The sequence below is a fragment of the Salinivibrio sp. ML323 genome, assembly GCF_001995745.1.
GTDB classification, from domain to species: domain Bacteria; phylum Pseudomonadota; class Gammaproteobacteria; order Enterobacterales; family Vibrionaceae; genus Salinivibrio; species Salinivibrio kushneri.
Window position 1 is genome coordinate 42437 of sequence record NZ_MUES01000017.1, and the last position, 12879, is coordinate 55315.

A 12879-nucleotide genomic window follows, 5' to 3' on the forward strand; every position below is an offset into this window, starting at 1 on the left:
ACATTACCCTCAGGAGGTTAACTACCCGATTCTTCGTTGGACTTGCTGTGAAACAGCTTGCCGGATAGCTCAAGAAGCTTGCCGACACTGCTACCCAGCTTCATCAAGTTTTTTAGATGTTCAGGTTTCATTTGCTGCACATCGTCAAACCAGTGGTTAAACAGCTCTAGGAGATCGTGGATTTCGTGCAACTGTTTAACCGAGTGACTCTCTGCGTCGTCTTCACTCCGCATAAAGTGTGAGCGCAGCATAGATAAGGTAGGGTCGACTTCTCGCTTCTTCCTTTCGGCGAGAACTTGCTGCGCCAATTCCCAGATAGTGCCATTCGGCACAAAGTAGTCCTTTCTATCTCCAGGGGTGCGCTGCGAACGGATCAAGTGCCAGCCTTGCAGCTCTTTGGTTGCCATACTGACATTGCCACGAGAAATGTTGAGTGCCGACACAATGTCGTCTGCGCTCAGTGGATGCTCACTCAAAACAATCAGTGCCAGCATTTCGCCCACCGAACGGTTAAAGCCCCAACGACTTCCCATTTCACCAAAGTGCATCACCACATTACGTAGTTCTTGTGACAGCTCCATCTTGATCTCCCTCGCAGTGCCTTTGAGAAATAATACGGAGTTTCTTTGCGGGGGATCAATGAAAATTTGGAAATTTCAGAAATTATTGAAAATAGAAAAGCGAAGTTGTAAGCAAACGTAAGGAGAGGTTATGGATACGTTACAGTCGGCTATGATTAAACATGATCGAAGTCACACAGATTACGTATTCACAGACGGAAAAGAAAGGGAAACACACAAACAGATACACAATTGAGAGGTTTATAAACATCGAGTCTCTCAACAGAAATGGTTTTTTATACTGGAAACCACGATATATTTGGGGACAATGTCACATGCGAGACATCGCTAGGCGCTATACTCCTCAGCGTGCGCGAACTTATAACGATTCGACATGGCGCACCAATAATTAATACCTGAACAAAAGGAAGTTTGCTGTCATGTTCAAAAAGACGCAGCGAGAGCTGGACACCTGCCGAGCAGAAAAAGCCGCGCTCCAAGCAGAGCTCAATGCTATCAAAGCACATATTGCCACAATCACCTTTACACCTGATGGCATTATTACCGATGTGAATGACAAGCTGCTCAATATTATCGGCTACACCGCCGATCAAGTCATCGGCCAACATCACCGTGTGGTGTGCTTTGACGAGACCAGTCAAGCCCCAAGTTACCAGCAGTTTTGGCAATCGCTCTTACAAGGAAAGGCACAAAAAGGGGTGTTTCGTCGGCGACATCAATCCGGCGCCGAGATTTGGATGGAAGCGACCTATGTCCCCATTAAAGATGCCAACGGCAAAGTGATTAGCATTCGCAAAGTAGCCACTGATGTGACGCAACAGTATCAAGACGCCCGCCGACAAGAGGCTATATTAGCAGCGATTAACCGCTCATTGGCGGTGATTGAATTCGAGCCCGATGGCACCATAATTCGTGCCAACGATAACTTTCTCGCTGCAGTGGGCTATCAAGACCACGAGATCAAAGGCCAACATCACCGTATGTTCTGTGATCAGGACTTTTACGATGAGAACCCTGATTTTTGGGCGAATTTAGCACGCGGACAATTCACTTCTGGGCAATATTTGCGCCGCGATAAGTATGGTAACGAAGTCTGGTTAGAAGCCACCTATAATCCCGTTTTTGATGCGGAGGGAAACGTGCGTCGCGTGATCAAGTTCGCCACCGCCATCACCGATACGGTGAAACGAAATCAAGCGGTCAATCAGGCGGCAGAACTCGCGCAAGCCTCTTCCGAACAAACACTCCGCCACAGTGAAAACGGCAGTGCCTTGTTACAAGAGGCCGTCAAGCTGTCGCAGAGTGTGAACGATCAGGCCGTCGAGGCCACCAATCAAGTCGCACAATTGAGTGAGCACGCACAAAGTATCGAAAACATCGTCACCACCATTAAGCAAATCGCAGAGCAAACGAACCTTCTAGCGCTAAATGCGGCAATAGAAGCCGCACGCGCGGGCGACCAAGGGCGAGGCTTTGCCGTGGTCGCCGATGAAGTACGCGGCCTGTCGCAACGCACTAGTCACTCGACCACCGAAATTGCCGATGTTGTCGATGAAAACCAACAACTGATCAAAGGCGTGAGTGAGGCAATGGAAAGAGTGACCGAGCAATCGACCATAGGACAAGAAAAAGTCACCGCTGCCGACACTGTGATGAGTGACATTCATGCCGGCGCGGAAGAAGTGTCCGCTACCGTTCGCCGGCTGACACAATAACCGTCGATCTCATTGCCATTCGGTCGCGATGAGTACAAAGGATAAGGAAATACGATGCACACCCAGGCCAGCAGCGCGACACAGTTGCAATTATCGGAGCTTATTCTGGCGTTAAGTACCGCGTTGGATATGACGGAGGGGCAACCTCCCGAACATTGTATGCGCTGCACGTGGTTAGGAATGAAACTCGCTGACGCCTTAGCGCTCGATGATCAACAACGTCATGATCTTTTCTATACTCTGCTGCTAAAAGATGCGGGCTGCAGCAGCAATGCGGCACGGATCTGTGAGCTTTACCTCACCAATGATTTAGCGTTTAAACAAAGCTACAAGGTAGTGGACGGTAGCTTGTCCAGCGTACTTAACTTTGTGTTAAAAAATACTGGGGTCAAACGCGGCTTCATGCAAAAACTCTCGACCACACTCGATATCATCCGCAACGGTGACATGTATGCGCAAGAGCTGATCGAAACGCGATGTACCCGTGGTGCCGATGTCGCACGCGATTTACGTTTTAGTGAAACCGTTGCTCAAGCCATCTATGCGCTGGATGAACACTATGATGGTGGTGGGCGTCCTGATCAGTTAAAGGCCGATCAGATCCCCTTGTTTTCGCGCATCGCATTGATGACGCAAGTCATTGATGTCTTTCGAACCGAGTCCGGTGTCGACGCCGCACTTCGCGAGCTAAAAAACCGCCGCGGCACCTGGTTTGATCCAACGCTGGTCGATACCTTTTTACAGATAGCGCGCGAGCCGCAGTTTTGGCAGCAACTGGACAGCCCCGCGTTAAAAAAAGACGTGCTGTCGATGACGCCGGCTGACACAAGTATTCCGGTCGATGATGACTACTTGGATGACATTGCAGCGGCTTTCGGGCGCATTGTTGATGCCAAAAGCCCTTTCACCTCCGGTCACAGCGAGCGCGTGGCCGTTTACGCCAGCTTAATTGCTGATGAGCTTGGTATCAGTGAACAGGAAAAAAAATGGCTAAAGCGTGGCGCATTACTGCACGATATTGGCAAGCTCGGCGTAAGCAATGATGTGCTTGATAAACCGAGAAAATTGGATGACGAGGAATGGGAGCATGTTAAACGCCATGCCGCACTGAGTAAAACCATTCTGGCTAACATTCACCAATTTGAACACCTTGCCAACTTCGCCAGTGCCCATCACGAAAAACTTGACGGTACTGGGTACCCAGAGGGGATCAAAAGCGATGAGATCTCTTTGCTCACTCGCATTATTACCACCGCTGATATTTTCGATGCCATCACTGCCGAGCGCCCCTATCGTGGCCCGATTCCGATGAACAAAGCCCTCTCTATCATGAAAGAAGAGACAGGCACAGCCATCGACGCGCAATGTTTACAAGCGCTAATGGCTGGCCTCGAGCGCCTGCCGGAGCATTTTATTGTTCATGACGATACCTCGATCACATCATAGGTCACACCTATCGTGTATATAGGTTAACTCCATTTTCTTTCTTTATATCGGGTAGTTACTCTATCCACATCGTTTGGAACGAACCGTTTCCAGTGCTTGGCACTCGCGATAAAGCGAAGGGTCGAACACATTGATTTGCCACTAAGGAGGCATTAAATGAGTAAGCAAGCAGCATTGATTGGACTAGACAGCAGCAAAGCCGAAGATCTAGGCGCGCGTTTGGATACGCTATTAGCGAACTACCAAGTGCTATACACCAATGTGCGTGGTTTTCACTGGAACATCAAAGGCAACGACTTTTTCGAGTTGCATACCAAATTTGAAGAGATTTATACCGATCTTCAAACCAAGATTGATGAAGTCGCTGAGCGCATTCTCACCATCGGTGGCACCGCCGAGCATCGCTTCAGCGAGTACCTGAAGGTCAGTGAAATTAAAGAGCATGCACCCGAAGCAAATGGTCAAGCTGGTGTCCGTGCGCTGGTTGAAGGCTTTAGCGTTCTGATTGGCCTTCAGCGCGACATCATGAATCTTGCCGGAGATGCGGGTGACGAAGGGACATCTGCACTGATGAGCGATTACATCCGCGAACAAGAAAAACTGATGTGGATGCTTAACGCTTACCTCAACTGATCACCTGTTCGATAACGTAAAAATAGCCCGCTTTGTCGGGCTATTTTTATGCCTAAACAACCTACAATCTCATTCAATGAGTGAGTAATACGGACGTAAAAGCCCTAACCAAGGCGGCACCATATATTGCTCGAGAAGCATGAGTTGTAACGAGAAATTGAATTTTAGGGGAGCAGAAAGGGCGGAGACCTCCCCAGCTACATCCCGGCACACACGTCCCAAGCGCGGGCTGCTTCCTTCCGGACCTGACCCAGTACACAAGATAGTGTTGCGGGAGAACCAAGGAGGCCTCCATCGATATGTCGTTAAGCTTGCTTAACTGCGGGGCATTATGTGGCAAGGCTGGATGCAATGCAAGGAGGATTCATGACCTCATTCGTTAACTGTTTATCTTCTAGGCAATTTTCTATTGATCGTCCGGCTCTTCCAATAGCAAATACTCACCAACCCAAATCGCCGCAAGCATGGTGGCCCACGCGACCAATAGCGACAGCGTGAGTTGTCCAGGAGTAAGCCACGTAATCACCAAAAACGGCATACTCGGGATAAGATGCAAGGCAAGGTGACGAGAACGAGCAAATTGCGGTGTGAACCCCACCCAATGTAACAACCAAACAACCATCACCACAGCCGCAGTCCATAGCGCCGCAGGCCAGCCACTCACCGCCACTAATATAGGCAGTAACAACCAGGCCCCGCGATGAGGCGGCTGGTAACCTGGCCAATATCTGATCGCTAGCCATAACCCCATGAGTGCTAGCGTTTGCAGCGCGAGCGTAGTCGGTGAGCCACCCAATTTCGCTTCAGATTGCAAAGCCATCATCCCCGCAAACATGGCTACCATCACCGCACCGAGTAATAGCTTGACGTGTGGGTGTCGGTCGGGATTGAACCAGAGAGACAAAGCCGGCAAAAGCAATAGCGTGCTCGCGGCTAACAGCGCAGGGAGATGTGGCAAGGTAAAGGCAAAAATCGCCATCGCTAGCGCTAGGCACCAACTCGCGACTTTATCTGGATAGAAAAAGAATAAAGCAGACGCGGCAATCGCTAGACTATTCAGGGAAAACGTGGCGCTAATCCCCGCGACAGCGATAACCGTCAGCACCAACACGGGCCAGAGAAACAGTGAGATTCGCATGCACACTCCTTGTGCGGGTATCTCTTATCAGTGTAGCGATCAATGCCCCGCGCGCACCAGTGTTAGCGTTGGATCATAGGTGTGATTCGTATCCGTGATCACTTTATTGACCGTATTGGTAATAAATAGAGGCCGATCACTCACATCGATCTGGGCGGTGATCACATAATCGTGCGTCGCCGTGATTTGGCCCGGATCGTAGTTGAGGGAAAAATGCAAAGGCGTTTGCTGCCCTTCTGTCACAAAAGACTGGCGACTGATTACTTTGCCTGGGGCATCCATATTTTTGATTTCTACCAGCCGCACCGTCACACTGGCATTTTCCGGCAACGCAAGGCGTTCGCGATACACCAAACTGCCAGAAACAGTCGCTAAATCATTAGGTTGGCTATTTCCAGAACAAGCAGTAAACACCAAAGCAGTGAATAAGGCGAACAATAGAAACGTTAGTTTCTTCATTAAAGAATCCTCACTGAAGCACGTTCAAATGCGGCAAAAACACTAAGGTTATGATAGCTTGAACAATAACAATGGAAGCATAGCATGAATCAAGGACTTATGAGCCAACCACTAAAAGAACTCTTACAACTGCTGCAGCTTGAGCGATTAGACACCGGCCTTTACCGCGGCCAGAGTGAAAACCTTGGACTGCCCCAAGTGTATGGCGGGCAAGTGATTGGACAAGCGTTGTCTGCCGCGAAAACCTCCGTAGAGCCCGATCGCTTTTTGCATTCATTCCACAGTTATTTTCTGCGCCCAGGCGACCCTGAGCAGCCGATCATCTACGATGTTGAGATACTTAGAGACGGAAAAAGTTTCAGTACCCGGCGAATAAAAGCCGTCCAGTACGGAAAACCGATTTTCTATCTCACTGCCTCTTATCAAGAGGAGGAAGAAAGCTTTGAGCATCAAAACACCATGCCAGCAGACGTGCCAGCGCCCGAGACCTTGCGCTCTGAGCAATCGCTTGTCAATGATATTGCCCACAAGCTACCGCCAAATGTGGTAAAAGCGTTTGGGGGCGACAAGCCGATTGAAGTGCGACCAGCCACGGTGATCAACCCACTCAAGCCCCACGCCGCGCCCGCTAAGCAATATCTGTGGATCCGCGCCAATGGCGAAGTGGGGGACGATTTTCATGTCCATCAGTATTTACTCGGCTATGCCGCCGATTGGGGCTTTTTGGTCACGGCGCTGCAGCCTCATGCAGTGACGCTGCTTACGCCGGGCATGAAAGTGGCCACCATTGATCACTCTATGTGGTTCCACCGCCCGTTTAGAATGGATGAGTGGCTGTTGTTTGCGATTGAAAGCCCCTCCGCCAGTGGCGCGCGTGGCTTTGTACGCGGCGAACTTTTCAATCAGCAAGGCGATCTTATCGCCTCAGCCACCCAAGAAGGCTTGATGCGTAAACTCTCCTAACCATCAACGTCTCGAGCGTGAGCGAGTCTGAGCAGCACAAAAAAAGGGCTTTAAAAAGGGGCATTGCGCCCCTTTTTGATTGCTTCACTCATGACTGAGCCGCTACACCTGCGCCTCTTCCTCTAATGCAGCTAAATGCGCGCTGGCTTGCTGGAGTTGATACATCTGCCAGTAGCGGCCTTGCTGACGCAGCAGGCTTTGATGACGCCCTTGCTCAATCACGCGGCCACGATGCAAGACGAGGATGTTATCGGCCTCGGCAATGGTCGATAAGCGGTGCGCAATCACCACCACTGTCATCTGTTGGCGTAACCTGTTCAGCGCTTGTTGCACAAGCTCTTCGGTGCCGGAATCAATATTGGCGGTGGCTTCATCAAGGATCAGAATTTTAGGCTGACGCACCAACACCCGCGCCAGAGCTAACAGCTGGCGCTGACCGGCAGAAAAGGTCATTCCGCCCTCACCAAGTAAGGTATCCAGCCCCGCTGGCAATCCTTTCACGTAATCTGCCAACGCCACTTGCTCGAGTGCATGCCAAATTTTTTCATCGTCCAGCGTCTGTCCCAGCGCGATGTTTTCTCGCAAACTCCCCGTCAACATGTGTGGGTCTTGTTGCACCATGGCAACGCCCTCACGCAAGCTTTGATGACTCAAGCTTTCGATCGGTAACCCTCCCAGCGTCAGCGTTCCCTCGCCTGCGCGATAAAACCCCATCAGTAGCGACGCCAAGGTTGATTTACCGCTGCCTGTATGGCCCACCAGTGCCAGAAATCCGCCAGCAGGTACATTGACATTCACCTCTGACAATACCGGCGTTTCGCCATCATAAGAGAAGGATATATCACGCAGTGCAATGGCACCGTCAGGAATCGGTGTACTGTCATGACCATATTGCTCAGGCGGCGTATCCATCATTTCGAAAAGCCGCTCACCGGCCGAGATAGCCTGCTGAAGCAGTGACAGTTGCTGCATCATTTCAATCAATGGCTCGGTGATCCGCCCCAAGTAGCTTAAAAAGGCGTACAGCACCCCAACCCCAATCACTGCCGTGCCGCTAAAACCGAAGATAGCCACCAAAGACAGCAACGCGGCCCCTGCCAATAAATCAATCAAAGGACGGAGATAGATCCCGTTAAGGCGCTGAATGGTGACCATGGCATCCAAGTGATCCGCGGTCATATCACTGAATCGCGAGGAGAACGCCCGCTCTTGCTGCATTAGCTGGATCAAATTCATGCCAAGCACAGATTCGTTCATCACCCCGTTGATGTCTGCTAGCCGATCTCGCGCTCGACGATACGCAGGCGCTGAGCGTTTTTGATAGCGCGCCATCACCAACACCACACACGGCAGTAATACCAGCACCACCATTGTCAGTTGCACACTGAGCATTAGCATCGCCACCAGCATCACCCCAATCAGTGCGATGTTGCGCAAAAAGGTTGAAAGCACCGACACATACAGCTCTTTCAACGACTCGGTGTCATTGGTCAAACGCGATACAATCCGCCCCATTGGCACATAATCAAACGCTGACAGAGGCTGTTTAATCACGTTGGCGAACACCGCTTTACGAATGCGTTGAATGATGGCCACCGCCATGGTGTTAAAACGCAGCTCGTACTGATACTGAAAGCTGGCGGAGACAATGGTCGATACGATATAACCGACTGCCAGTGCCCACATGATCACCGCCGGATAATGGTCTTTGGCGACATAGTTATCGAGAAAGATTTGCACCAAATAAGGGCCAGTGACTTCCGCCACCGCCGCCACCAGCAAGAAAACCGTGGCAATCACAAATTGACGCCTGTCGCGGCGCATGTAGCCTAGCAATCGAAATAAGATCTCTCGCTTAGTCATGGCGCGGCTCCTCATCGGCTTCCAATGCCGCTTCCAGCTGCTGATATTGGTGCATTTCTTGATACCATCCTGGCTGTTGAATCAATTGGCGATGTTGGCCACGCTCTCGGATTTGCCCATGACTGAGCACCACAATTTCATCGGCGTTTTCGAGTGCCGATAAGCGGTGGGCTATCACAATCGTGGTACGGGTATGCTGATGCTGTTGCAGGTTCTGCAAAATGCGGTGCTCGGTGTCACCATCAACCGCCGACAAGGCATCATCCAAAATCAAACACTCCGCTTCCACCAACAAGGCGCGGGCAATGGAAATACGCTGCTTTTGACCGCCAGATAGAGTGATCCCTTTTTCACCCACCGCAGTTTCATACCCGTGCGGCAGCTGACGGATGTCTTCGTCGATGCAGGCAAGTGTCGCCGCCTGTTCGATTTCCGCTTGGGTTGCATCCGGACGGCCCAGGGCGATGTTTTCCGCAATCGAGCGAGAAAACAAAAACGGCGTTTGCGTCATCACCGCGAAACGTTGTCGCCATGACGACAAATCAGCCTCCGCTATCGACACATCACCATAGCGAATATCGCCCTTTTCAAGCTGGGTCAGATGAAGCAGCAATTGCAATAAGGTTGATTTGCCACTGCCGACTGGGCCGGCAATCCCCAACATGGCTCCAGGCGGAAGCGTCACATGGATATCTTTAAGGGCAAAACTGTCGTCCGGTTGCCACTGAAACTGCTCAATCGCCAGCGTCAACGGCTGCATGGTGTCTGGCAGCGGCGTGTCACCACCAACAATGTCTGGCTGCTCTTGCAGCAACGCATCAATCCGCGTCCAAGCCGCACGCCCACGCTCAATGATATTAAACAGCCACGCCACCGCGAGCATCGGCCAAATCATCAAGCCTTGATACAAGGTAAATGCGGTAAGATCCCCAAGCGAAATATCACCAGTGGCGACCATGTAGCCGCCGCCAGACACGGTTAGGAAAAACGAAGCGCCAATGGTGCCTTGGATCACCGGCGAAAACAGCGCATCAACCCGTGCCACCGCGAGGTTTTTCTCCCCGGTACGATCGGCAACTTGATTAAACTGATTCATCTGGTGCTGCTCTAAGCCGAATGCACGTACCATACGCACCGCCGACAGTGAGGACTGACTCACCTCTGACAGCTCAGAAAACGCCGCTTGCGATTCAGTAAAGGTATGGTGCAAACGGCGACCAAAGCGATTAACCAGTACTGCCATTACCGGCATCGGTAACAGGGCTAAGAGTGTGAGCTGCCAGCTAATTTGGCTCACCATCACAATGAGCACGGCGACGCCTGTGATAATAGAATCCCCAGCGGTCAGAACCCCTTCACCGGCCGTCATCACCACCGCTTTCACATCATTGGTAGAACGCGCCATGATATCGCCACTCGGATAGCGACGGAAAAAATGTGGGGATTGGCGAGTAAAATGATCATAAAGCCGGTTGCGCAGCACAGTACCCAGCTCAGCCGCGGCACCAAATAGCCACACTCGCCACACAATGCGTAGCAGATATACCACTACCCAAATGGCCAGCATGCCTGCCAGTAGCCACATCAGTAGCTCAGTGGAAATCTCGCCCGCGACCACGCCATCAACCACATGGCCCACGGCCATCGGCGGGATCAGCTCGAAGACAGAGACAAATACCAAAATAATCATGGCGCCGAGATAACGACGCCATTCACGTTTAAAAAACCAGCCTAACTGCCAAAACACCTTCATGAGGTCTCCTTTTTATCCCCGCCTTTTTATCATCACAACGACCTATCGGATCGGTAAGGCGGTGGTGTACTTAAGCGCTTCCATGGCGAATGTTGATGTCACATTATTCAGACTCGGCACAGAATTGACCAGCTTTTTATAAAAATGATCAAATCGAGTCATATCAGCCACCTGCACCTTCATCATGTAATCATACTCGCCTGCCATGCGGTAGAATTCCATCACCTCAGGGAACTCGGTTACCACTTCCGTAAAGGTTTTGTACCACTGCTCACTGTGATCATTGGTTTTGATGTGGACGAAGGCGGTAAAGGCTAGGCCAACCGTTTCGGGGTCAAGCAATGCCACCCGCCCGCGGATCACCCCTTGTGATTCCAGCCGTTTCAGCCGCTTCCAACAGGGGGTGGTGGTTAAATTTACCCGTTCGGCCAGCGCGGACACAGACCAGTTGGCATCTTCCTGCAGCGCCGCGAGTAAAGTGCGATCTATCTCATCTAAAGTGATAGTCATGAAAAATTATTTCCATTAATCATTACTTGGGAGTTTATTTTTCTCTTATGTAGGCATTATAGAGCAAAAATAGCAAGGTTTTTATCCCATGCTTTGCGTAAACTGGTGCTAATTACGCATTCGGAGACGCATGATGACAACCCCACATCCTTGCCATACTTGGGTCGGTAACGCGATTCGCCTGATTGAAGCCGACTTTAAACGCTCTGCAGATACCCATTTAATTAAGCTCGATCTCCCTAGCTTTACAGACATTGATATCTATCTGAAAGACGAGAGCACCCACCCGACCGGTAGCTTGAAGCACCGCTTGGCGCGTTCTTTGTTTTTGTACGGCTTATGTAATGGTTGGATTGATGAGCACACCACCATTATTGAGAGCTCATCAGGCAGTACTGCCATTTCTGAAGCGTATTTTGCCCGTCTGCTTGGTTTACGTTTTATTGCCGTAGTGCCCAAAAACACCGCGTGTAAGAAGATTGAGCAAATCCGTTTTTATGGCGGTGAAGCGCACTTTGTCGAGCGGTCAGACCAGATCTATGCCGAGTCTCGCCGCCTTGCTAAGGAGCTCAATGGCCATTACATGGACCAATTTACCTATGCCGAGCGCGCGACCGACTGGCGTAGCAATAACAACATCGCCAACCGCATATTTGATCAAATGCAGTACGAGCGCTTCCCGATCCCTCGCTGGATTGTGATGAGCCCAGGCACTGGCGGCACCTCAGCGACCATTGGCCGCTACATTCGTTATCGTTGCCAACCGACTCAGCTGATGGTGGCCGATGCTGAGCACTCGGTGTTTCACGATTACTTCCTCACCGGCGATAAAAACTTAACGACGGATGAGAGCAGTCGGATTGAAGGGATTGGACGGCCACGTGTCGAGCCCAGCTTTATTCCCGGCGTGATTGATAGAATGACCACAGTGCCGGACACTCACAGTATCGCCACCATTCACTGGCTAGAAAGCCAGCTTGGCCGCAAAGCCGGTGCGTCCACGGGTACTAACCTGTACGGCGTCTTGATGCTGGCGAATGAAATGCGCGCCAACGGTGAGAAAGGCTCTATTGTCACCTTACTATGTGACAGCGGCGAGCGCTACCTAGACACCTATTACAACCCTGATTGGGTACGCGAGCACATTGGGGATCTCGACCAAGCGACCCATGATTTGCAGACGGTGTTGGGGTAACGCGCCATCGTCTATACAGACGTTGGATAAACAGGCGCGTTAATATATAGATCAGGCGTAGATCGGCATAAGCGCCAGCACAATGCCAATCATTATCACGATATGGGCCGCGCGCCATCCGACATTGGTGGTAAATTTGGCACCGATTGTGACAGGCGCCCGTTGGCAATTTGCACGTATCCATCATGGTGCTGGGGCTTGTGTCATCGTCGCCAATGGCACCATCAATGTATAAATTTTGTCATTGTATGCATTCCCACGCAGGAGCGTGGGAACGAGCAATCGTCGCCGATGGCACCACCGATATAGAAACCAGGCGTAGGTCGGTATAAGCGCCAGCACAATGCCAATCATTATCACGATATGGGCCGCGTGCCATCCGACATCGGGGGTCAAAATTGGCGCCAATCGTAACAGGCGCAGTGCAACTGGCGCCCGTTGACAATGTGCACATACCCATCATCGTGCTGGAGCTTGTGTCACCTACGCCAATGGCACCATCAATGTATAAATTTTGTCATTGTATGCATTCCCACGCAGGAGCGTGGGAACGAGCAATCGTCGCCGATGGCACCACCGATATAGAAACCAGGCGTAGGTCGGTATAAGCGCCAGCACAATGC

11 protein-coding genes, 1 other RNA gene and 2 pseudogenes are annotated in these 12879 nt (G+C 51.1%); 7 read left to right on the forward strand and 7 right to left on the reverse strand.

Translation table 11 applies throughout. From position 1 onward, the window contains the following. Positions 1–17: 17 nt before the first annotated feature. The gene (locus tag BZG13_RS10640; RefSeq protein ID WP_046073610.1) at positions 18–581 is read right to left on the reverse strand and encodes a GbsR/MarR family transcriptional regulator; all 564 of its coding nucleotides are present in this window, start codon (positions 579–581) and stop codon (positions 18–20) included. A 419-nt stretch (positions 582–1000) separates the two neighbouring features. On the opposite strand from BZG13_RS10640, the pseudogene BZG13_RS15650 reads away from it, so the two are divergent. The 4 genes and pseudogenes from BZG13_RS15650 to BZG13_RS10655 all read left to right on the forward strand — a co-directional run. Continuing rightward, positions 1001–1768 (forward strand): annotated as a pseudogene (locus BZG13_RS15650) (PAS domain-containing protein); the annotation flags it as partial. A 156-nt stretch (positions 1769–1924) separates the two neighbouring features. Next, positions 1925–2296 (forward strand): annotated as a pseudogene (locus tag BZG13_RS15655) (methyl-accepting chemotaxis protein); the annotation flags it as partial. Between the two features lie 54 nt (positions 2297–2350). Continuing rightward, positions 2351–3742: an HD-GYP domain-containing protein gene (locus tag BZG13_RS10650; RefSeq protein WP_077486603.1), complete on the forward strand. Its 1392-nt coding sequence runs from the start codon at positions 2351–2353 to the stop codon at positions 3740–3742. A gap of 156 nt (positions 3743–3898) precedes the next feature. Next, positions 3899–4375, forward strand: a complete 477-nt coding sequence (locus BZG13_RS10655; RefSeq protein WP_077486604.1) for a Dps family protein — start codon at positions 3899–3901, stop codon at positions 4373–4375. A gap of 188 nt (positions 4376–4563) precedes the next feature. Here BZG13_RS10655 and ffs read toward each other — a convergent pair. From ffs to BZG13_RS10670, 3 genes are all read right to left on the reverse strand, one after another. Next, an RNA gene (gene ffs / locus BZG13_RS10660) (signal recognition particle sRNA small type) lies at positions 4564–4660 on the reverse strand. 121 nt (positions 4661–4781) lie between these two features. Then, positions 4782–5513: a hypothetical protein gene (locus BZG13_RS10665; protein ID WP_077486605.1), complete on the reverse strand. Its 732-nt coding sequence runs from the start codon at positions 5511–5513 to the stop codon at positions 4782–4784. Positions 5514–5552: 39 nt separating this feature from the next. Further along, positions 5553–5972 carry a YbaY family lipoprotein gene (locus tag BZG13_RS10670; RefSeq protein WP_069361358.1) on the reverse strand — a complete coding sequence of 140 codons (420 nt, stop codon included), beginning with the start codon at positions 5970–5972 and terminating at the stop codon, positions 5553–5555. Positions 5973–6071: 99 nt separating this feature from the next. Between BZG13_RS10670 and tesB the strand changes: the two genes are divergently transcribed. Continuing rightward, positions 6072–6935 (forward strand): acyl-CoA thioesterase II, encoded by an 864-nt coding sequence (gene tesB, locus BZG13_RS10675; protein ID WP_077456739.1) that lies wholly within the window; start codon positions 6072–6074, stop codon positions 6933–6935. Between the two features lie 102 nt (positions 6936–7037). Here the strand turns inward: tesB and BZG13_RS10680 are convergent, their stop codons facing one another. Genes BZG13_RS10680 through BZG13_RS10690 form a run of 3 tightly spaced genes read right to left on the reverse strand, consistent with a single transcriptional unit; the run spans position 7038 to position 11061 of the window. Further along, complete coding sequence (locus tag BZG13_RS10680) at positions 7038–8798, reverse strand: ABC transporter transmembrane domain-containing protein (RefSeq protein ID WP_077486606.1); 1761 nt, start codon at positions 8796–8798, stop codon at positions 7038–7040. Then, positions 8791–10551 (reverse strand): ABC transporter transmembrane domain-containing protein, encoded by a 1761-nt coding sequence (locus tag BZG13_RS10685; protein ID WP_077486607.1) that lies wholly within the window; start codon positions 10549–10551, stop codon positions 8791–8793. Before BZG13_RS10685 ends, BZG13_RS10680 begins: the two co-directional genes overlap by 8 nt. 42 nt (positions 10552–10593) lie before the next feature. Beyond that, positions 10594–11061 carry an Lrp/AsnC family transcriptional regulator gene (locus BZG13_RS10690; RefSeq protein ID WP_069361355.1) on the reverse strand — a complete coding sequence of 156 codons (468 nt, stop codon included), beginning with the start codon at positions 11059–11061 and terminating at the stop codon, positions 10594–10596. Positions 11062–11191: 130 nt separating this feature from the next. Here BZG13_RS10690 and BZG13_RS10695 point away from each other — a divergent pair, with 130 nt between their 5' ends. Together BZG13_RS10695 and BZG13_RS15305 are read left to right on the forward strand one after the other, a co-directional pair. Next, entirely contained in the window at positions 11192–12256 is a 1065-nt protein-coding gene (locus BZG13_RS10695; RefSeq protein WP_108743886.1) for a PLP-dependent cysteine synthase family protein, read from the forward strand. A gap of 82 nt (positions 12257–12338) precedes the next feature. Next, entirely contained in the window at positions 12339–12491 is a 153-nt protein-coding gene (locus BZG13_RS15305; protein ID WP_158074888.1) for a hypothetical protein, read from the forward strand. Positions 12492–12879: the final 388 nt, after the last annotated feature.